The sequence below is a fragment of the Actinomadura chibensis NBRC 106107 genome (assembly GCF_001552135.1).
Taxonomy (GTDB): Bacteria; Actinomycetota; Actinomycetes; order Streptosporangiales; family Streptosporangiaceae; genus Spirillospora; species Spirillospora chibensis.
The window spans coordinates 1-20,275 of record NZ_BCQP01000054.1; the positions used below are offsets into that span (position 1 = coordinate 1).

Here is a 20,275-nt window from a genome sequence, read left to right on the forward strand (position 1 = left end):
CGCGGCAGGTCGTGCGACCTCCGGCGCCTGGGGCGCCTCCGGTCGCACGACCTGTTGCCTCGCTTCTGTCCCGTCCAGGGAGGTTCCGTCCTGGAGGGAGGTGATGTTCCCGGGGGATCAGTGGCTGTGCTGGGGGACGGTGGGGCCCTCGCTGGCCTGGATCAGGACGAAGCCCTGGCCCTGGTAGGCGAGCTGCATGGCCTCGCCGCTGCCGCGGCCGATGAGGGCGCCGGCCTTGAAGGTGCGGTTCACGCCCACCTGGAGGCTCTGGCTCCAGGCCACGGCGGACTGGCCGTCCGCGAAGGTGGGGGCGCGGCCGCAGTCGAGCATGACGGGGGTGCCGTGCGTGGTGAGGGCGACCCAGCCGGTGCCGGTGAGGGTGGTGTTGAACAGGCCGCCCGCGGCGATCCCCGCGCCCTGGACGCGCTGGATGTCCCACTGGAGGTGGGAGTCGAAGGCGAGGATGTTCTTGCCGTTGACGGTGATGCCCTCGTTCTCAAGGTAGAAGAGGTGGATGTCGTCGGCGTCGTTCGCGACGAACAGCAGGCCCTGGCCCTTGACGCGCATCAGCGGGACGCCCTCGCCGGTCAGCGCCTTCTTCATGAACTTGCCGATGCCGCCCGAACCCTCGTAGTCGAACTCCATCTGGCCTTGGAAGGCCACCATGGAGCCCTGCCGGGCGAGGACGTCGCCGTTCAGGTGGACCCGGAGCATCTTGGAGTTCTGAAGCGCGAAGTGACCGGGGAGCTGCTGTCCCTGGTCCATGTTTCCGAAGAACTGGCTGCGCATGGTCGGGTGGTGCCTCTCATGGTGATTACTGGAGAACCGCCAGCATAACGACGGTATGGGATCAGCGTTCCCGGTTGTGCGCGGTCGTCCAGTCGATGCTCGGGCCCTTGGGCACGATGCCGGTGGGGTTGATGTTGCGGTGCGTCACGTAGTAGTGGCGCTTGATGTGGTCGAAATTCGTCGTCTCGCCGAAAGCGGGGATCGAGTAGAGGTCGCGTGCGTACGCCCAGAGGTTGGGGTAGTCGGTGATCCGGCGCTGGTTGCACTTGAAGTGCGAGTAGTAGACGGCGTCGAAGCGGGCGAGCGTGGGGTAGAGGCGGACGTCTGATTCCGTGATCTCGTCGCCGAAGAGGTAGCGGGAGCCTGCCAGGCGCTCTTCCAGGTGGTCGAGGGTGGCGAAGAGGGCGTCGAAGGCGTCCTCGTAGGCGTCCTGGGAGGTGGCGAAGCCCGCTTTGTAGACGCCGTTGTTGATCGCGGTGTACAGCAGGTCGTTCATCTCGTCGATCTCGGGACGCATCGCCTCGGGGTACAGGTCGGGCGCGTCCGGCTTCTGGAAGGCGGTGAACTCCGTCTCCAGCATCGTGGTGATGTTCGGGAAGTCGTTGGTGACCAGGCGCTCGGTCTCGGTGTCCCAGATGCAGGGGACGGTGTAGCGGCCCGTGAAGCCGGGGTCGCTGCGGAGGTACAGCTCGGAGAGGAACTCGGCGTTCGTCACCGGGTCGCGGTCGGGGAAGCGCCAGCCGCGCTCGTCCCGGATGGGGTCCACGACGCCGACGCCGATCGTCTCCTCCAGGCCGAGCAGCCGCCGGACGATCAGGCTGCGGTGCGCCCACGGGCACGCGTACGACACGAACAGCCGGTACCGGCCGGGCTCGGCGCGCAGGCCGCTCGACCCGTCCGCCGTGATCCGCTCGGTGAACCGGTTCGGCTGCCGGACGAACCGGCCTCCCTCGACCTCCTGTGCGGTCATGCCGGGCTCCTCCCGAAGTCGCCTTGCCCGCCCGCGGGCGTAGTCCGCGCGGAGGATTCGTAGCCCCGGGCCCCATGGCTACGATAGACCGTCGAATGCTCGGCCGGACGATCGCGGGGACCCATGCTTGAGCAGTTCAACGCCCTGGTGGACGGGCTTCCACCTGGGATGATCTACCTGATCATCGCCGCTCTGGTGTTCGCCGAGGCGGCGCTGTTCGTCGGGTTCGTGTTCCCCGGCGAGACGGCGATCGTGGTCGGCGGCGTCCTCGCCCAGCAGGGCACGCTGTCGCTGCCCCTGCTGCTCGTCATCGCGGTGATCGCGGCGGTGGTCGGCGACTCGGTGGGCTACGAGATCGGCCGCCGGTACGGGCCCCGGCTCCTGGACGTCAAGGCGATGCGGAAGCACCGGGCCAAGGTCGCCTCGGCGCAGGGGCTGATCCGCAGGCGCGGCGCGTTCGCGGTGTTCATCGGCCGCTTCACCGCGCTGCTGCGGGCGCTGATGCCCGCGCTCGCCGGGAGCTCGCGGCTGCCGTATCCGAAGTTCCTCGTGTTCAACATCATCGGCGGCGTGACGTGGGTGGTGACGTTCACGCTCGGCGGCTACTTCGCGGGCGCGGCGTTCGAGCACACCGCGCAGCTCGCCGGGCGCGGCCTCGCGATCGGGCTCGCGGTCGCCGCCGTCGTCGCGCTGGCGGTGTGGGGCGTCCGCAAGCACCGGCGCGAGGCCCGCGAAGAGGAGCAGGCCGAGGCGGAGCTCGGCGCGGGCGACGAGCCGGAGCCCGCGCGCACCCGGCCCTGAGCGCTCAGCGCCGCATCCGGCCGCTGATCGTCGGCAGGTCCAGGCCGGTGCGGATGCCGGGGTCGGCCGCGCAGACGGCCGGGACGGAGTTCAGCGCGTGCGCGGCCGCCGCCGTGATCGGGTCGGACACCCAGTCCTCGCCCGCGGCGAGCGCGACGGACGGGCTCCCGTTCACGCGGAGCGAGTAGCCGGGGCCGCCCCACTCGGGCGGCATCCGCGCCGCGTCGGCCTTGTGCACCACCTCGATGGTGATCACCGGGCGGCCGGCGGCGAGGCCGCTGAACGTCCAGCGGGCCGCCGCGACCGTGCCGCGCGGGATCGGCCCGGCGGCGGTGACGAGGTCGGTGCGGGCGAGGCGGTGCTCGACGTCCATGTCGACCTCGTCCAGGTCGACGCCGAGCCCGGCCGCGATGAGGTGCAGGCTCTCGGAGTAGAGCGCCCGCATCGCGGTGCGCGCGGGCCGCAGCGCCCGCAGGTACGCCTCCTCGGGCTTGCCGAAGCCGATCATGCGGTGGACCATCTCCCACGACGGGTACCGCGAGAAGTCCGCGCACTCCCGGACGTAGACGTGCCCGATCCGGCTGGACAGCCGGGTCAGCACCAGCGGCAGGAGGTCGGCCATGAAGCCGCCGCTGATCCCGCTGCCGTGCACGGACGTGCCGCCGTGCTTGCACGCCTGCTCCAGCTCGTTCACGTACTGCGGGCCGTGCGCCTGCGGGTAGACGAACCCGTTGAGCGAGATCAGGTTCTTGCCGGAGGCGAGCAGCGCGCAGACGACCTCCAGCTCGGCGAACCGGTCGAGGCCGGGACGCGGGGCGTAGACGACGCAGTCGGCTTCGAGGTCGAGGATCTCGTCCAGGTCGCGGGTCGCGCGGACCCCGACGGGCGCGCGGCCCGCGATGGCGCCCGCGTCGACGCCCGCCTTGGCGGGGGAGTGGACCCAGGCACCGGCGAGTTCGAGGTCGTCCCGGTCGAGCACGGCCCTGATCACGCTGCGTCCGACGGCACCGGTCGCCCACTGCACGACGCGGTACGGACGGGGGCCGGGCGAGTACGCGGGCGGGTACGCGTCGGCGGGGCTCATCGATGCGGGACCTCCGTTGCTCGTCGCGAGGAGAGTACGCCGTGGCACCGGGCGAAAAGCGGCATTCTGCGCAATTCTCTGCCGCCTCCCATGGTACGCCCGGCGGAAACCGGGGCCCGCTCCCGAGCGCGGTTCGGTTTGGTGGTACCACTGGGTAACCCCTGGATGATTACCTGGGGGCGTAGCCGCTCGCACGTGAGGAGACGCAAGATGTCGGAACTGCGCTACGACGGCCGGGTCGCGGTCGTGACCGGGGCCGGGCACGGCCTCGGCCGGCGGCACGCGCTGGAGCTGGCCGCGCGCGGCGCCAAGGTCGTCGTCAACGACCTCGGCGGCGACCGGGCCGGGGTCGGCGCCTCCGCCGGCCCCGCGCAGCAGGTCGTGGACGAGATCACGAAGGCCGGCGGGGAGGCGGTCGCGAACCCCGACGACGTCGCGACGCCGGAGGGCGCGCAGGCCGTGGTCCAGGCCGCGCTCGACGCCTTCGGCAAGGTCGACATCGTGATCAACAACGCGGGCATCCTGCGCGACCGGTCGTTCAAGAACATGACGGTCGACGAGTTCGACGCGGTCATCGCCGTCCACCTGCGCGGCTCGTTCCTCGTCTCCAGCGCCGCGTGGCCGCACCTGCGCGAGAACGGCCACGGGCGGATCGTGAACACCTCGTCCCCGGCCGGGCTGTTCGGCAACTTCGGCCAGGCCAACTACGCCACCGCCAAGATGGGCCTCGTCGGGTTCACGAAGACGCTCGCGCACGAGGGCGCCAAGTACGACATCAAGGCCAACGCGATCGCCCCCGTCGCCTGGACGCGCATGACCGAGGACCTGCTGCCCGCCGACTTCGCGGACAAGCTCGGCGTCGAGCAGGTGACCCCGCTCGTCGCCTACCTCGCCCACGAGTCCAACCAGGACACCGGCGAGGTCTACACCGTCGGCGGCGGCCGGATCGCGAAGATCTTCGTCGCGGAGGGCCCCGGCTACGGGCAGAAGGAGACCTTCACGGTGGAGGACGTGCGCGACAACTGGGCGGCGATCAGCGCGGCGGAGCCGCTGACCGTCCACAAGAACGCGATGGACCAGATGGGCCCGCTGATCCAGCAGCTCAGCGGCTGATCCGTTGAGCGGGATAGAGCTCGACCGGCGGGACGGGGTGCTCACGATCGCCCTGTCCCGCCCGGAGCGCCTCAACGCGGTCGACAACGCCATGACCGAGGAGCTGCTCGACGTCCTCAACGAGCTGATGCGCGACCCCGACACGCGGGTCGTCGTCCTCACCGGGAAGGGGCGCGGGTTCAGCTCGGGCATGGACGTCCAGGAGGGCGACCCGGGCGGCGCCGGGACGGCGGAGGGGCGCGCCCAGCGGCTCTACCGGGCCGTCGCCCGCGGCGGCGAGGTCACCGCGCGGCTGCGGGAGATCCCGCAGCCGGTGATCGCGGCGCTGCACGGCCCCGTCGCGGGGGTCGGGGTGTCCTGGGCGCTGGCCTGCGACCTGCGGGTCGCCGACGAGTCGACCCGGTTCGTGGTGCCGTTCACCGACCTCGGGCTGTCGGCGGGGGACTGCGGCCTGTCGTGGCTGCTGCCCCGGCTCGTCGGCCCGGCGCGGGCCGCGGAGATCGCCTACCGGGGCCCGCGGCTGGACGTCCGGCGCGCCGACGCGCTCGGCCTGATCACCGAGGCCGTCCCCGCGGGGGCGGACCTGGCGGCGGCGCACGCCCTCGCGGGCGAGCTGCTCGGCAAGTCCCCGTACGGGCTGCGGCGGACGAAGGAGCTGCTCAACGCGTCCCTGGACGCGCCCGGCCTGCGCGCGCACCTCGCCACCGAGACGGCCGTCCAGACCCTCGCCTTCTTCACCGAGGACCTGGCCGAGGGCATGGCCGCCGCCCGGGAGAAGCGTCCCCCCAGCTTCAAGAACCGCTAGCCGGGGACCCTCAGTCGGCCAGGGCCAGCGACAGGGCCTCCACGTAGCGCAGCGCGGCCAGGCGGGCCAGGGCCGGGTGGGCACCCAGCGGGGTGGACGCGGCGGCGCCGACGGAGGCGGCGGCCGGCGCGGCGAGCGCGGCCTCCGGCTCCGGGCCGATCAGGTGCGGCGCGAGCGCGATGGACGCGGCCCCGGCGGCGCGCAACTGCTCGGTGGCGGCCTTGACCGACGACTCGTCGTTCAGCGAGGCGGTGAAGACGGGCGCGGCGAGGCGCGAGGCGAGCAGCACGCCGGTGACCTCGGCCTGCCGGACGGCCGTCGCGTCGCCGGGGGTGGCGACGATCACGCCGGACGCGGCCGTCACCATCGTCATCAGCCGGATCCGGTCGGCGCGGGCGAGCCCGGCGTCGGCGAGCCGGTCGTGCAGCGCCTCGGCGATGAGGGGGTGCGGCCCGAGCGGCTCGGCGGCGACGGCGTGCACCGGCGCGGCGGACACGGCGGCGTGCAGGGCGGCGTCCATCCTCGGGTCGGGTCCTGTCGACAGCGGGACGACGACCGCCGCCAGTTCGTCCTCCTCGGCGCGCAGCCCGGCGAGCACCGCGGTCAGGCTCGCCTCGTCGCCCTCCAGGTGGCCGACGCGGGCGGGCTGCCCGGTGTGCTCGATCTCGACGAGCCGGGCCAGCTCGGCGGCGATCACGGTGGCGGCGTGCCGGGCGGGGCCGGGCACGGCCAAAACGAGCGTTGGGGAATTGGGGGGAAGCAGGAAGGACTCGTCGCCGCGGTGCCGGCCGCCGCGGGGGGCGCGGCGCCGTCGCGACGGCAGTGCCTCGGGTGCCTGGCTCTCGGGACTCACGGCGGGCATCGTAACGCTCTCCGGCCGGGGAGTCGGCCTCCCGGCCCGGCCGCCGTCGTTGCCTGTATGAATCGCGGTGCTCCTTCCGTGCCGGTCGCGACGCCCGCGGGGGATGAAGAAGCAGAGTATGGCGGAATGTCCCCCGGCGACAGAGGGAAATGAAGTAAATTGTCCTGATTTGCCGCTATCTCCTTGCGATCGGTTCGCCGCGCCCCGCCCTGATGACGGACATACCAGCAGGTGATGAGGAATGGCGGCAATGACGTCGAAAGGCGGCAAAGGGGTTGCGGCCGCGTCACGGACGGCCTTTATGATCCAGGGACCTTCCGCGCCGGAACGCCCGGGGCCCGCTGGAATCGGAGGACGAGGGAACCCGCATGATGCACAACACCGCGACCGGCGAGCTGAACTGGCTGCTCAACGACTTCGCCGAGCGGGTGACGACCGTGCGGCAGGCGGTGATCCTGTCCCGGGACGGCCTCGCCGTCGCCGCGTCCAGCGAGCTGGGCCGCGAGGACGCCGAGCACCTGTCCGCGCTGGCGTCCGGGGTGCAGAGCCTCGCCCGCGGCGCCGGCCGCCATTTCGCGGGCGGGAACGTCCGGCAGACGATCATCGAGATGGACGCCCTGCTGCTGTTCGTCACCGCCGCCGGCGACGGCACCTGCCTCGCCGTCGTCGCCGAGGCGGACGCGGACGCCGGGCTCGTCGCCTATGAGATGGCGGTGCTGGTCAAGCGGGTCGGCCAGCACCTGCAGGCGGCGCCGCGGTTCGCTTCCGGACCGGGCGGCGGCGGGGGCCTCGGAGCCGCCGGAGGGAGCGCGCCGCGCGGCTTCTGAGCCGGTCGGACGCGTCCGGCGGCCGAGCGGCCGCGCAAACGTCCGCCGCCGGTGGACCCGCGACGCGGTAGGCGACGTAGTAGGCTCCCGCACACCCCTTACTCCCACGCATCGGGAGGATTCCCCCGCAATGTCCCGCCTCCGGACGCCGAAGCCGTGACGATCCCCAGTCTCTCCTCCATCCGGGCGAGGATCACCCTGCTGGTCCTCGTCCCGCTGCTGGCGCTGGCCGCGCTGTGGGCGTTCCTCACCGGCATGACCTACGGCGACGCGCACCAGCTGCTGCAGGCCCGCAAGTTCCAGAACGAGATGGTGCTGCCCACGCAGCGGCTCATCGACGCGCTGCAGAAGGAGCGGCGGCTGTCGATGGCCGAGCTCGGCGGCGCCCGCGCGGCCGACCCGGGCGTGATGCGGACGCAGCGCCAGACCGCCGACGCGGCGGCCGAGGAGGTCCGCGCGGGCAGCCGGGACGGCGGCCTGCGCCGGGCGATCCAGCCCGAGATCGTCCAGCGGATGGACACCTTCGTCCGCCGCCTCGGCGACCTCCAGGACCTCCGCCGCGGCGTCGACCAGCGGGTCGCCGCCCGCGGCGACGCGCTGCGCGGGTACAGCGAGCTGATCGACGCGGGCTTCGCCGTCTACAACGCGACGACGCCGGGGGACGGCTCCATCACCGCGCACGCCCGCACGCTCATCGCGTTCGGCCGCGCCCGCGAGTTCATGGCCCGCGAGGACGCCCTGCTGACCGGCGCGCTCGCCGCCGGGCACATCACGGTCACCGAGCGCGGCCAGTTCGCGCAGCTCGTCGGCGCGCAGCGGCTGCTGTACGGGGACACCGTGCCGAACCTGCCGGCCGACGACCGCGTCCGCTACGCCAAGCTCGTCGCCACCGACCCGTTCACCCGGCTCCGCACGATGGAGGACCAGGTCGTCCGGGGCGCCGAGCCCGCCACGGCCGAGTCGCGGCGGGCCCAGCAGGGGCCGGGCGCCGTCCCCGGGGCGGCGGGCCGCGAGGCCGCGCGCGGCCCGGTCATCGACCCGGCGGTGTGGCGGACGGTCGCCGACTCCGCGAACGGCGGCCTGTACACGCTGGAGAACAAGGTCCTGGACGACGTCACCATGCACGCGCGGCACATCGCGGTCGGGACGTTCCTGCGGCTGGCGTTCGCGGGCGGGCTCGGCCTCGTCGCGATCGTGCTGTCCGCGGTGATCGCCACGCGGGTGTCGCGGCGGCTGCTGCGCGAGTGCCGGACGCTCGCCGCCGGCGTCGTCGAGTTCACCCGCGACCGGCTGCCGCGCCTCGCCGAGGGCATCCGGGCGGGGCGGCCCGCCGAGCCCGGGCCCGTCCCGGACGCCGGGTACCGCATCGACGAGATCCGGCAGATCGCCGAGTCGTTCGACCGCACCCGCGAGGCCGTGGTGCGCGCCGCCGAGGGCGAGGTCGCGGCGCGGCGCGGCATCAACGAGGTCTTCGTCAACCTCGCCCGCCGCAACCAGGCGCTGCTGCACCGGCAGCTCAGCCTGCTCGACACGATGGAGCGCCGCACCGAGGACCCGTCCGAGCTGTCGGACCTGTTCCGCCTCGACCACCTCGCGACCCGGATGCGGCGGCACGCCGAGGGCCTCGTGATCCTCGCGGGCAAGTCGGCTGGCCGCGGCTGGCGCCGTCCCGTCCCGCTGGTGGACGTGGTGCGCGGCGCCGTCGCCGAGGTCGAGGACTACCCGCGCGTCCGGGTGCAGCCGCTGCCCCGGGTCGCGCTGCTCGGCTCCGCGGTCGCCGACGTCATCCACCTGCTCGCCGAGGTCGTGGAGAACGCGACGACGTTCTCGCCGCCGCAGTCGCCGGTCCGGGTCAGCGGGCAGGCGGTCGCGTCCGGCTTCGCGATCGAGGTCGAGGACCGCGGGCTCGGCATGACCGAGGAGGCGCTGCGCGCCGCCAACGAGCGGCTCGCGCACCCGCCGGAGTTCGACCCGTCCGACAGCGCGCAGCTCGGCCTGTTCGTCGTGGCGCGCCTCGCCCTGCGGCACGACATCCAGGTGACGCTCCGCCCGTCCCCCTACGGCGGGACGACCGCGATCGCGCTGATCCCGAGCTCGCTGGTCGTCGAGGCCGCCGAGCCGGACGCCGCCGTCCGCCGCGCGACCGGGCCGATCCAGTCGCCGCCGGACGCGGCCGTCGCGCTGCCCGCGTCCGCGCGTCCCGCCGTGCAGGCGGGCCCGCGGGCGGACACCGCCGAGCGGCCGGACGCGGCGAGCGGGCTGATGCGGCTCGTCGCCGAGGCCGGGCCGCTCACGCCGCCGCGGCCCGCCGCCGCCGAGCCGGAGCCGTCCGTTCCGGCGAAGCGGGACGCCGAGCAGGACGCGCCGCCGCCGGGGGAACTGCCGAAGCGCAGGCGGCAGCAGCACCTCGCGCCCCAGCTCAAGGAACGGGTGGACGCTCGCCTCGCCGCCCAGAACCGTCCCCCCGCGGCCGCGGAGCCCGAGCCGGAGGCGGCCGGGACGACGCCGCTGTCCGCGCCCGTCCCGATGGACCCCACTCCCGAACCCGCCCCGCCCGCTCCCACCGAGACCGCTCCCGAGACCGCTCCCGAGACCTCGGACGGCGCGCCACCGGCGGCCGCCGACGAGAACCCGGAGCGCTCGCCCGAGGCGTTGCGCTCGATGATGTCCGCCATGCAACGCGGCTGGCAGCGCGGCCGGAAGGACTCGGCCGACGCCGAGCCGGCGCGGGAGGATCCCGCGCGGGAGGACGAGGAGGACGACACCCGATGACAGAAGCCGAGCACTCCGGCGGGGAGGTCCCGGGCGGCGCCGGGGGCGAGCTGAACTGGCTGCTGGACAGCCTGGTCGAACGCGTCGCCCCGGTGCGCAACGCGGTCGTGCTGTCGAGCGACGGGCTGCGGATCGCCGCGTCCAAGGGGCTCGCCAGGGAGGAGTCGGACCACCTGTCCGCCGTCGCCGCGAGCTTCCAGAGCCTCGCGCGCGGGGCGGGCGAGTCGTTCGGCGGCGGGCCCGTCCGGCAGACGATCGTGGAGATGGAGTCGGCGTTCCTGTTCGTCACCGCCGCCGGGGACGGCGCGTGCCTCGCCGTCCTGTCCGAGGCGAACGCCGACCTGGGGCTGATCGCCTACGAGATGGCGATGCTCGTGACCCGCGTCGGACGGCACCTGTCGGCGAACCCGCGGGCCGCCCTGAGCGAACCGGGCGGCGGGTGAGGCCATGGCGGACGGTGCCTGGTACGACGACGCCGCGGGGCCGGTGGTGCGCCCGTACGCGCTCACCGGCGGCCGGACGCACTACACGGGCGAGGATTTCGACCTCGTCGCCCTGATCGCGGCCGTCGAGCCCCCCGCGGCCGAGGCGCCCGCGTGGGCGCCCGGACCGGAACATCACATGATCTTGGAGCTTTGCCGCACACCGCTGTCGGTCGCCGAGATAGCGTCGGATCTGGAACTTCCCCTCGGGGTCGTCCGTGTCCTGCTCGGCGATCTGCTCGACCGCTCGTTGATACAGGTCCGGCGCCCCGCGCCGGTGGCGCAGTTCCCCAGCGAGCGCGTACTCAAGGAAGTGATCGATGGAATCCGTGCGCTCTGACGCGGCCGCCGCACCCGGCGACTCCGCGCTGACGGTCAAGATCCTCGTGGCCGGCGGCTTCGGCGTCGGCAAGACGACCCTGGTGAGCGCGGTGAGCGAGATCCGCCCGCTGCGCACCGAGGAGGCCCTGACCGAGAAGAGCATCGGGATCGACGACACCTCGGCCGTCGCGAACAAGACGACGACGACCGTGGCGATGGACTTCGGGCGGATCACGCTGCCGAACGGCCTCGTGCTGTTCGTCTTCGGCACCCCCGGGCAGGACCGCTTCTGGTTCATGTGGGACGAGCTGGCGAAGGGCGCGCTCGGCGCGGTCGTCCTGGTGGACACCCGGCGCCTCGCCGACTGCTTCGCCTCGGTCGACTACTTCGAGCGGCGCGGCGTCCCGTTCATCATCGGGGTCAACAAGTTCGACGGGGCCGGACGGCACTCGCCGGACCAGGTCCGCGACGCCCTCGACCTGTCGCCCGACATCCCGGTCATCACCTGCGACGTGCGCGACCGGGAGGACGCCAAGCGCGTCCTCATCACGCTCGTCGAGCACATCATGCGGACGATGAGCGCCCGCCAGACGATCAGCTACTAGGCCGGCTACCAGGCGGCCGCCACGGCGTCCGCCGCCCGGACGCCGCACGGACGCCGCCCGGCCCCCGCCCGCTCGCCGGGCGGGGGCCTTCGCGTCGTCCGGGCGTCAGGCGCGGAAGTCGGCGAAGTCGAAGCCCGGCGCGACCACGCAGCTCACGAGCACCTCGTCCGGCCCGGCGGGGCGCGCCGCCTGCCAGTGGCCCGGCGGGACGAGCGCCTGCGGGACCTGGCCGTCCGCCACGTCCGGGCCGAGCGTGACCCGCTCCGGCTCCGCGCCCGGACGGTCGCCGTCCCCGCCGAGGAGCAGCGCCAGCGGGCCGCCCCGGTGCCACAGCCACAGCTCCGCCGACCGGACGGCGTGCCACATCGACTCCTCGCCCGGCGGCAGCAGGAAGTAGATGGCGGTGGCGGCGGCGCGCTCGCCCGGGTAGCCGTCCGGGACGAACGACACGTCCGACCGCCACGTCTCCCGGTACCAGCCGCCCTCGGGATGGGGGAGGAGGTCCAGGGCCTCGGCGGTGGCGGGGCGGTCCAGCAGCGCGACGTGCCGCCCGTCCGGGGCGCGCCGCAGGTAGCGGACGCGGGACGCCGCCGTCCGGTCGATCACCCCGCGCGCCGGGACCGCGCCTGGCGGCGGGTCGAGCGTGACGGCGACGACCTGCCCGCCGTTCCCGGACGCGTCGGCGAAGACGTCGTCGGCGACGGCCAGGGCGCCGGGCTCGTCGTCGGGCGCCCACACCGCCCCCGCCTCGGAGAGCGCGAACCTCGGGCCGGGCTGGGCGCGCCAGCCGTCGAGCGTCGTCAGGAGCAGCACGCGCCCGAGCCTAGTCCCCCGCGGTGAGGACGATCTTGCCGGAGACCCGGCCGGTCTCGCCCCGCTCGTGCGCCTTCGCCGCCTCCGCCAGCGGGAACACCGAGTCGATCTCCGCGCGGAGCGCGCCGGACGCGGCCAGGCCGGCGATCCGCGTCAGCGCGTGGTGGTCGGGCTCGACGAGCAGCGACTCGGCCCGGACGCCCGCCGCCGCGGCGTCCATCTCGGCGGGACGGCTGAGCACCAGCGACACGAGCACGCCGCCCGGGCGCAGGACGCGCAGCGACCGGGGCCCGTAGTCGCCGCCGATGGTGTCGATGACGACGTCCACGTCCTGGACGGTCTCGGCGAAGTCGGATTCGCGGTAGTCGACGGGCTCGTCCACGCCGATGCGGCGTAGGAAGTCGTGCTTGGGCCCGCTCGCCGTCCCGATGACGTACGCGCCGTGCGCCTTCGCGATCTGCACGGCCAGGTGCCCGACGCCCCCGGCCGCCGCGTGGATGAGGACGCGCTGCCCGTCCCGTACCCGCGCCGTGTCGACGAGCGCCTGCCAGGCCGTGAGCGCGGCCAGCGGCAGCGCCCCGGCCTGCACGTGGTCGATCCCGGCGGGCTTCGCGGCGAACGTCCGGGACGGCGCCGCGACGTACTCGGCGTGCGAGCCGCCGCCGAACGGGTAGCGCAGCATCCCGAACACCTCGTCGCCCGGCTTGTGCAGCGCCACGCCGACGCCGGTCGCCTCCACGACGCCGGACACGTCCCAGCCGAGGACGAACGGCGGCCGGCCGAGGAACCCGCCGTTCGCCCGGTGCTTCCAGTCGGTCGGGTTCACCCCGGCGGCGCGCACCCTGACGAGCACCTCCGTGGGCCCCGGCTCCGGCCGCTCGACCTCCACGAGCCTCAGCACCTCGGGCCCGCCGAGGGCGTCCTGCCTGACCGCGCGCATCGTCTCCGCCATGTGTCCTCCCCTGTGCGTGCCCTGTGCGTGGTCGTCCTGCGGTCAGCCTTCCCGGCCCGGCCGGGCCGGACGAGTGGCGAGATCGCCATCCTCCGCAAGGATCCGGTCAGCCGCGGGGCGGGCGTCAGTCCATCTCGGAGAGGCGGACGGGGTCGAACGCCATGGGGAACGGCCGGTCGAGCACGACCGTCTCGCCGGAGCGCGCCTTGCCCGCGAGCTCGTAGCGGCCGTCCGCCAGTTCGAGCATCGTGATCAGCGGACGGGGTTCGAGGTCGACGATCCAGTAGTGCGGGATGCCGGTGGCGGCGTACTCGTCCACCTTGTGGACGCGGTCGATCCGCTCGTTCACCGTGCGGGGCGTGACGACCTCGGCGACCAGGATGAGGTCGGGGCCGTAGTAGGTGCGGGTCCGGCGCTCCAGGGCGGCGCGGGCGACGTCGCGGCTCACGGCGAACACGTCCGGCTTGCGGACGCCCGCCGGGGTGGTGACGTCCTGCGGGGCCCCGGCGACGTGGACGTCGGCGTCCGCCTGCCGGGCCGCGTCCTTCAGGATGCCCCGGAGCTGCTCGGCGGCGTGGTCGTGCCACAGGTCGCCGGGCAGCTCGTGCAGCCAGCCGTCGGCGAGCTCGTGGCGGCGGCCGTCCTCGGGGAGCGCGTCGAGGTCGTACAGCGTGTACGGACCGTGCGCGCGGCCGAGCGTCCCGCCCATGATTCGTCCCCCCTCGGTCTGGGCCTTTTCCGAATCTAGCGGACGGACGTCCGGCCGGGCGGCAGGCGTGATCGCGCGTCGGGATGCGGGCAATGTCGCGAAACCGGGGGCGGCCGGGCGCGGCGGAGCGGGCGGGGCGGACGGGTGCGCGCGGGCGCCTGCAAGTCGTCCAAATCCGGGGTTATGCCTACAAGCGGGTGATCGAGGCAAAAGATCGGATACGTCGCCCTTGAAGTGATAGAACGCTCCCGCGGCCCCACCGGCCGCCGTTCACCCGGTTGTCCGTGCGGACACCCGCGTGGCGCGATTTGATGGTGGTCCGACAGGACCGTGAAGGAGCGCGTGTGACGGCGAGGACCCCGGAGCAGGACGAGGCCCCGCGGGCCGCCGACGAGGACCCCGGCGGCTCCCGCCGGGTCCGGCGGCGGCTGACCTTCGGCGTCGCCGGTGACCTCGCCGACATGCCCGCGGCGCTGTCGCCCTGGCAGCGCGCCTACGAGGCGTGGCGCGCCGCCGGGCTGTCCTGGGGCCACGGCGGGCCGCCGCGCGAGCCCGCCGCCGCCCGTCCGCGCGCCCCGGAGCGGCGCCCCGCCGTCCCGTCCGCGAAACCCGCGAAACCGGCCGGGAAGGCCGCTGGGAAGCCCGCTGGGAAGCCCGCTGGGAAGCCGAGGCGGGGCGCGGCGGTGTCCGAGCCGGGGGACGTGCTGGTGGCCGGGCCGCCGCGTCCGCCGAGGCCGCCGCTGATGCGGCGGCTGCGCTTCCGCGCCGCGATCGGCGCGACGCTCGTGCTGGGCGCCGCCTTCGTGGTCGTCGCCGTGTCCCAGGGGGAGGACGACGCCGCCCCCGCGCGTCCCGGCCTCCCGGCCCCGGTCGAGGCGGACGCGCTGTTCGCCGCCGACCCGGCGGCGGCGACGGACGGGCTCGTCCAGAGCCTCGCCGCCGTGGCCGCCGACGCCGGGACGCTGGTCGCCGCGGGCGCCGAGGGCGACCCCGACCCGGGCCGGGAGCGCCCGCAGTTCCTCGTCTCCGCGGACGCGGGCAGGACCTGGTCGCTCGCCCGGATCCGCACGCAGGACGGCGCGGCGCCCCCGCTCGGCGAGATCCCGTCCCACGTCGCGGGCGGCGGCGGCCGGTGGATGGCGGTGGGACGGACGCCGAGCGGCGCCACCGTCGCCTGGACCAGCGAGGACGCCAAGACCTGGACCCGGCGCCAGCCGTCGGCCGCCTTCAAGCCGGCCGACCGGGTGAGCGGCCTCGCCCGCGCTGGCGGCGGCTTCGTCGCGGTGGGCGGCACGGTGGGCGGCCGGGCCGTCGTCTGGACCTCCTCGGACGGCCAGACCTGGCAGCGAAACGAGAGCCTCGCGGGGATCGTCGGCCTCGACCGGGTGGCGTCGTCCGGCGGCGTGCTGGTCGCGCACGGGACGCGGGCGCGGAAGGTGACTACGCGGAAGGGCCGGAGGAAGGTCACCCGCACCGTGCGCGCCGAGGGGCTCTGGCGGTCCGCAGACGGGGGCCGCACCTGGACGGGCGTGAACGTCCCGCAGGGGCAGGGCTCGTACGGGGAGACCAGGGGCCTCGCGGCCGGGCCGGGCGGCGGGTTCGCGACCGTCCGCGAGGGCAGGCGGACGACCGGCCCGAAGAAGCGCCGCAAGACGGTCCGCTTCGGCGTCCTGTTCACCTCGCCGGACGGGCAGCGCTGGCAGGCCGTCAGCCGGTTCGACGGCGGCGGCGTCGAGCGGTTCGGCGGGACGCCGTCGGGTCTGGCCGCGGTCGTCCGCGCCGCGAAGGGGTTCACCGTCCTGCGCAGCGGCGACGGGCGCACTTGGCAGCCGGGCGGGTCCGTGCCCGCCGGGGTCCGGCCGAGCGCCGTCACGGTCGCGTCCGGCGGCGCGGTCGCGGTCGCGGGACGGCAGGGCGACGACGCCTACCTGTCGGGCGTGGACCTGCGGGGCGTGGCGGGCGCGGTCCGCGCGGAGCGGGCCGTCCGGGCGCTCGCCGCCGGTCCCGGCCGCGCGGTCGCGGTGGGCAGCACGAACGGCGGGGCGGCGATCTGGTCCGCGCCGGACGGGCGCGCCTGGACGCGGGCCGGGTTCCCCGCCGCCGGCGGACGGCTCGCCGACGTCGTCCACGGCCCGAAGGGCTGGGTCGCGCTGGGCCGCACCGCCGCGTCCGGGCCGCTCGCGATGACGTCCCAGGACGGCGCGGCCTGGCAGAAGGCGGCCTTCCCCGCCGGACCGGCGCCCGCGGCGGTGGCGGCGGGACCGTCCGGCTACGTCGCGGTCGGCGCGCGGGCGGCGTGGCGCTCGTCCGACCTCACCGCCTGGACGCCCGCGCGCCTCGACGGCGTCGCCACCGCCGTGACGGCGACCGCGGGCAAGTACGTGGCGGTCGGCGGCAAGGGCCCCGGGCCCGCCGCGTGGACGTCACCCGACGGCCGCGCCTGGACCCCGGCAAGACTCCCGCAGGGCCTCACCGGCCGCCTGACCGGGGTCGCCGCGCGCGGCGGCGTCCTCGTGGCGATCGGCGCGGGCTACGCGCCGCTCGTCTCCGCCGACGGCGGGACGACCTGGACCCCGCAGGTCCTCGGCGCGGGTCTCGCCCCCACGGCCGTCACCGCGGCGCCGGGCGGGTTCGTCGCCGCCGCGTCCACGGCGGAGGGGGACGCGGCGGTGCTGGCGTCCGCGGAGGGCGTGTCCTGGCGCCGCCTCCAGGTGCCCGGCCTGTCCGGTCCGGGCGACCGGCGGCTCACCGCCCTGACGGCGACGGACGCGGGCGTGCTGGCCACCGGGACGACGACGGACGGCGGGCGCACGGAGGCGCCGATGCTCTGGCAGGCGCGCGTCCCGGGCTAGCGGTCAGCCGTTGCAGCCGCAGGAGCAGCCCTTCGGGCACGAGCAGCCGTTGCCATGTCCGCAACTACAGTCTTTTTTCATCATGGGCGGAAAGTAACCTCAATCGCACTTTGAGGTCTATGCCCGGTGGCGCGACGGGGACCTGTCGCAGGGGACACGGACCGCCCCGGGGCGGGGAGTCGGGACGGCCCGTGACCTGCCCACGGCTAGGCGCGGATGTGGAGGTCCACGCCCAGCAGGACCAGGAACCAGAGGAATATGGCGAGCAGCGCGCTGCCCACGTGCCGGATCAGGCTCGCGTTGACGTATCCGCGGTCCCAGGCGACGAACAAGCCGATGATGATGTATATGAGGCCGACCAAGCTGATGTGCGGCCGGTATCGGGTCGCCATAACGGCGCTCCTCCCGTCGGGGGGTGCGACGACCGCTGGGTGCCCGGCCCGCCGGCAGGAAAACGCGAGCCTTATTCAGGACCGGGCCTTGATGTCGTTTAGGGTGCGACCGAAATTCGGGAGCCCCTATTTCCCGTCCATGTCGATGCGGACGACGGTGGGGTCGTGGTCGTCGGCCCGGTCGGCGAACTCGGCGGCGCGGTGCACGATGTCGAACTCGTGCGGGCGCTCGCGCAGCGCCGGGCTGAGCAGGACGTGGTCGAGCGTCTCGGACCCGCCGGGCGTCACCGCCGTGTACCGGTCGCCCGCGGGCAGCCCCGCCGGGAGGTCGGTCAGCCCGGTGCCGGACGTCAGCGTCCGCACCGGCGCGGACGCCTCCGCGTCGTTCAGCTCGCCCGCGACGATCACCATCGCGTTCGGGTCCGCCCGCCGGACGGACCGCACGAACCCCGCCACCACCCGGGCCTGCGCCTCGCGCCGCCACGCCGTCGGCCGGGACGGCGGCTGCCGGCGGCCGAACGCCGGGTCGTCGTCGGCCGTCCGCGGGTACCACTGGTTCGCGATCACGATGAGGGGGCGGCCCCGCCACCGCAGCTCCCCGGCGAGCGGCTTGCGGGCGCCCGCCCACGCGGGGTCCCCGGGCGCGATCCGGCCGGGGCTGAGCGACAGCGCGGCCGCGCCGTCCCGCCGGACGGCCGCGACCGGCGTGACGGCCGGGTCGGGCCCGGCGGGCGGCGGGTCGGCGGGCAGCGGCTCGGCCGGGGCCGGGCGGTCCACGAACGCGAGCCCCCGGTCGGCGCGGAACAGGAACCCGAGCCGCCGGTTGTCGCCCTCCGCGCCGCCGTCGGCGTTGTCGCGCGGGGTCACCGAGCGCCAGTCGTAGGCGGGGCCGCCCGCCGCGCTGATCGCGGTGATGAGCTGCGCGACGGTCTGGTCGGCGGCGACGGTGCCGTCGTCGTCCGGGCCGCTGTTGTCGCCGAGCCCGCCCGCCACGACGAGGTCGGGGGAGCGCAGGCCGTCCACGATGTCGGCGGCGAGGGCGGCGAACCGGTCGGGCGGCGAGTCGGGGTTCAGGCCGCCGAGCCCGACCGTGCCGACGGCGAGCTCGCCGGGGCGCTGCGCCCGCGTCGTCTCGCGCGGCGGCCCGGCGGCGGCCCGCCGCGGGGTCGCGGTGAGCAGCAGGTGGTAGTCGCCGAACGCGTAGTCGAGGACCCCGCCGTTCGGGCCGGGCAGTCGGTCGCCGACGTCCATCGCGGGCAGCGGGGCGAGCGCGTCGTCGAGGACGATCCGCGCCGGGTTCGCGCCGCCGTCGCGGACCGGGACGCCGCCGCGCGCGGTCCGCGGCCCGGCGCCCGCGCCCGCCGCGGGCAGCACCGGGACCTCGCCGGCGCGGGACGGCCCGGCCGCCACCGCGTCGCGTACCTCGACCCGCATGCCTTCGAGGGACTCGTAGAAGTCGAGCGCCGCGCGGCGCGGGTCGAGCGCGCCGCCCTTCTCCACGTCGCCGCGCGGCCCGTCGACCACGCGGCCCGGCGGGCGCCGCCCGCCCGGGCCGAGCACGACGGGCGCGGGCAGTGGCACGCCGCGCGCGGTGACGGCGGTGGCCGAGGCGTCGATCTCGGTGCGGGTCAGCCCGCGGGACGCGGCGCCGCCGGGACGGAACTCGGCGACCCGCCCGTCCACCCGGACGGCGTCGCCGACCGCCGCGCCGGGCCGCGTCCTGGTGAACACGAACACGCCCTCGGACGTCGCGTCGCTCCGGTCGGGGCGCGGGTCCTGCATCCAGAACCCGTTGCCGGTCACCGCGGTCACGACGCCCGGCACCCCGGCGACGGCCGAGCCGGTCAGCGGGGAGAGGTGGGCCGCGCCCTGGACGTCCCGGATCCGGACGGTGCGCGGCGGGGCGGGGGCGGCGGCCGCGACGGGCGCCGCGATCAGCGGCGCGGCGAGCGCGGCGGCGGCGAGGACCGTCCCGAGACCGTGCACCACCCGCGCTCCATGACCACCTCGGACTCCGACAGGACGAGAAGGATGATACGCGCGGGCGGGCCGGTGGGCGGGCTACTCGTCGAGTGTCAGCGCGGCCTTCGGGCACGACCGGACGGCGTGGCGGACGCGGTCGGCGTCCTCGGGCGGGACGTCCGGCCGCAGGATCTGGAGCTCGTCCTCGTCGTCGAGGTCGAAGACGTCGGGCGCGAGCCCGACGCACACGGCGTTCGCCTCGCACACCAGCGGGTCGACCCGTACTCTCATCGCCTTCTCCGTTCCCGGGGCACCGTGACCGCCAACCTACCGAACCAGGTTCGGGGCCGCGTTCCGACCGCAAAAGTAGAACACGTTCCAGTCTGTCGGGGCAAGCTCGCGCCGCCCCGGACGATCTCGGATATGGTGCCCGCACGGAGGGAGACCGATGACCGACACCGAGGCGTCCACCGGTACGGGGACGACCGGCCGCCCCATCCCCGCGATGCCGTCCGACCTGCTGCGGGCCGCGCGCCACGCCAAGGGGTTCATGCCCGACGACGAGGGCCTCGCCCTGTATGAGACGGGCGTCGCCTACGCGGCGCGCCCGGCCGCCGCCGGGCCGATCCTGGAGGTCGGCTCGTACTGCGGCAAGTCCGCCGTCTACCTGGGCGCCGCCGCCAGGGCCGCCGGGACGGTCGTCGTCACCGTCGACCACCACCACGGCTCGGAGGAGAACCAGGCGGGCTGGGAGCACCACGACCCGTCCCTCGTCGACCCGAGCACCGGGCGGATGGATACCCTCCCCGCGTTCCGCAAGACGATCGCCGCCGCCGGGCTGGAGGACGAGGTCGTCGCCGTCGTCGGCCAGTCCCGCACCGTGTCGGCCTTCTGGCGGACGCCGCTCGCCCTCCTGTTCATCGACGGCGGCCACGCCGAGGAGCACGCGCGGGGCGACTACGAGGGCTGGGCGCCGCACGTCGCGGTCGGCGGGGCGCTCGTCATCCACGACGTCTTCCCCGACCCGGCGGACGGCGGGCGGCCGCCCTACCACGTGTACCTGCGGGCGCTCGCGAGCGGCGCCTTCGAGGAGCGCCGCGCGGTCGGGTCGCTGCGCGTCCTGGAGCGCGTCGGCGACGCCGACCCGCTGGCGGGCTAGAACGG

Annotated in this window: 20 protein-coding genes; 10 read left to right on the forward strand and 10 right to left on the reverse strand. The window is 75.1% G+C overall.

The genetic code is table 11. The features are described from left to right. Positions 1–117 precede the first annotated feature (117 nt). Together ACH01S_RS29720 and ACH01S_RS29725 are read right to left on the reverse strand one after the other, a co-directional pair. Positions 118–789, reverse strand: coding sequence for an AIM24 family protein (locus ACH01S_RS29720; RefSeq protein WP_067898948.1), 672 nt, complete (start codon positions 787–789; stop codon positions 118–120). A gap of 61 nt (positions 790–850) precedes the next feature. Next, positions 851–1,759: a glutathione S-transferase family protein gene (locus ACH01S_RS29725; protein ID WP_067898950.1), complete on the reverse strand. Its 909-nt coding sequence runs from the start codon at positions 1,757–1,759 to the stop codon at positions 851–853. A gap of 123 nt (positions 1,760–1,882) precedes the next feature. Here ACH01S_RS29725 and ACH01S_RS29730 point away from each other — a divergent pair, with 123 nt between their 5' ends. After that, positions 1,883–2,560 (forward strand): DedA family protein, encoded by a 678-nt coding sequence (locus tag ACH01S_RS29730; RefSeq protein WP_067898953.1) that lies wholly within the window; start codon positions 1,883–1,885, stop codon positions 2,558–2,560. Between the two features lie 4 nt (positions 2,561–2,564). Here the strand turns inward: ACH01S_RS29730 and ACH01S_RS29735 are convergent, their stop codons facing one another. Then, the gene (locus ACH01S_RS29735) at positions 2,565–3,644 is read right to left on the reverse strand and encodes an NAD(P)H-dependent amine dehydrogenase family protein (protein WP_067898955.1); all 1,080 of its coding nucleotides are present in this window, start codon (positions 3,642–3,644) and stop codon (positions 2,565–2,567) included. A gap of 210 nt (positions 3,645–3,854) precedes the next feature. Between ACH01S_RS29735 and ACH01S_RS29740 the strand changes: the two genes are divergently transcribed. Both ACH01S_RS29740 and ACH01S_RS29745 read left to right on the forward strand, forming a co-directional pair. Beyond that, complete coding sequence (locus tag ACH01S_RS29740) at positions 3,855–4,757, forward strand: SDR family oxidoreductase (protein WP_067898958.1); 903 nt, start codon at positions 3,855–3,857, stop codon at positions 4,755–4,757. A gap of 4 nt (positions 4,758–4,761) precedes the next feature. Further along, on the forward strand, positions 4,762–5,562 hold the full coding sequence (locus tag ACH01S_RS29745; protein ID WP_067898961.1) for an enoyl-CoA hydratase/isomerase family protein: 801 nt from the start codon (positions 4,762–4,764) through the stop codon (positions 5,560–5,562). A 10-nt stretch (positions 5,563–5,572) separates the two neighbouring features. Here the strand turns inward: ACH01S_RS29745 and ACH01S_RS29750 are convergent, their stop codons facing one another. Continuing rightward, a complete protein-coding gene (locus ACH01S_RS29750; protein WP_255220354.1) occupies positions 5,573–6,289 on the reverse strand; it encodes a sirohydrochlorin chelatase in 717 nt (238 codons plus the stop codon). Between the two features lie 503 nt (positions 6,290–6,792). On the opposite strand from ACH01S_RS29750, the gene ACH01S_RS29755 reads away from it, so the two are divergent. The 5 genes from ACH01S_RS29755 (at position 6,793) to ACH01S_RS29775 (ending at position 11,431) form a co-directional block, all read left to right on the forward strand. After that, the gene (locus tag ACH01S_RS29755; protein ID WP_067898964.1) at positions 6,793–7,251 is read left to right on the forward strand and encodes a roadblock/LC7 domain-containing protein; all 459 of its coding nucleotides are present in this window, start codon (positions 6,793–6,795) and stop codon (positions 7,249–7,251) included. A gap of 156 nt (positions 7,252–7,407) precedes the next feature. Continuing rightward, positions 7,408–10,023 carry a sensor histidine kinase gene (locus ACH01S_RS29760; RefSeq protein WP_246236664.1) on the forward strand — a complete coding sequence of 872 codons (2,616 nt, stop codon included), beginning with the start codon at positions 7,408–7,410 and terminating at the stop codon, positions 10,021–10,023. Beyond that, on the forward strand, positions 10,020–10,466 hold the full coding sequence (locus ACH01S_RS29765; RefSeq protein ID WP_067898966.1) for a roadblock/LC7 domain-containing protein: 447 nt from the start codon (positions 10,020–10,022) through the stop codon (positions 10,464–10,466). The genes ACH01S_RS29760 and ACH01S_RS29765 overlap by 4 nt, the downstream gene beginning before the upstream one ends. A gap of 4 nt (positions 10,467–10,470) precedes the next feature. Then, positions 10,471–10,845: a DUF742 domain-containing protein gene (locus ACH01S_RS29770; protein WP_067898968.1), complete on the forward strand. Its 375-nt coding sequence runs from the start codon at positions 10,471–10,473 to the stop codon at positions 10,843–10,845. Beyond that, complete coding sequence (locus ACH01S_RS29775) at positions 10,826–11,431, forward strand: GTP-binding protein (RefSeq protein WP_067898970.1); 606 nt, start codon at positions 10,826–10,828, stop codon at positions 11,429–11,431. Before ACH01S_RS29770 ends, ACH01S_RS29775 begins: the two co-directional genes overlap by 20 nt. A gap of 105 nt (positions 11,432–11,536) precedes the next feature. Here the strand turns inward: ACH01S_RS29775 and ACH01S_RS29780 are convergent, their stop codons facing one another. From ACH01S_RS29780 to ACH01S_RS29790, 3 genes are all read right to left on the reverse strand, one after another. Then, entirely contained in the window at positions 11,537–12,244 is a 708-nt protein-coding gene (locus ACH01S_RS29780; protein ID WP_370671589.1) for a cupin domain-containing protein, read from the reverse strand. Positions 12,245–12,254: 10 nt separating this feature from the next. Continuing rightward, positions 12,255–13,196 carry an NADP-dependent oxidoreductase gene (locus ACH01S_RS29785; protein WP_067898973.1) on the reverse strand — a complete coding sequence of 314 codons (942 nt, stop codon included), beginning with the start codon at positions 13,194–13,196 and terminating at the stop codon, positions 12,255–12,257. A gap of 124 nt (positions 13,197–13,320) precedes the next feature. Next, a complete protein-coding gene (locus ACH01S_RS29790) occupies positions 13,321–13,905 on the reverse strand; it encodes a Uma2 family endonuclease (RefSeq protein WP_067898977.1) in 585 nt (194 codons plus the stop codon). Positions 13,906–14,249: 344 nt separating this feature from the next. On the opposite strand from ACH01S_RS29790, the gene ACH01S_RS29795 reads away from it, so the two are divergent. Next, on the forward strand, positions 14,250–16,757 hold the full coding sequence (locus ACH01S_RS29795) for a hypothetical protein (RefSeq protein ID WP_067898980.1): 2,508 nt from the start codon (positions 14,250–14,252) through the stop codon (positions 16,755–16,757). 206 nt (positions 16,758–16,963) lie between these two features. Here ACH01S_RS29795 and ACH01S_RS29800 read toward each other — a convergent pair whose 3' ends face one another. The 3 genes from ACH01S_RS29800 to ACH01S_RS29810 form a co-directional block, all read right to left on the reverse strand. After that, the gene (locus tag ACH01S_RS29800) at positions 16,964–17,149 is read right to left on the reverse strand and encodes a hypothetical protein (protein WP_067898981.1); all 186 of its coding nucleotides are present in this window, start codon (positions 17,147–17,149) and stop codon (positions 16,964–16,966) included. A gap of 126 nt (positions 17,150–17,275) precedes the next feature. Then, a complete protein-coding gene (locus tag ACH01S_RS29805) occupies positions 17,276–19,138 on the reverse strand; it encodes a DUF8508 domain-containing protein (protein ID WP_067898984.1) in 1,863 nt (620 codons plus the stop codon). A gap of 72 nt (positions 19,139–19,210) precedes the next feature. Next, on the reverse strand, positions 19,211–19,402 hold the full coding sequence (locus ACH01S_RS29810) for a ferredoxin (RefSeq protein WP_067898986.1): 192 nt from the start codon (positions 19,400–19,402) through the stop codon (positions 19,211–19,213). Between the two features lie 157 nt (positions 19,403–19,559). Here ACH01S_RS29810 and ACH01S_RS29815 point away from each other — a divergent pair, with 157 nt between their 5' ends. Further along, positions 19,560–20,270, forward strand: coding sequence for a class I SAM-dependent methyltransferase (locus ACH01S_RS29815; protein WP_067898989.1), 711 nt, complete (start codon positions 19,560–19,562; stop codon positions 20,268–20,270). Positions 20,271–20,275 lie beyond the last annotated feature (5 nt).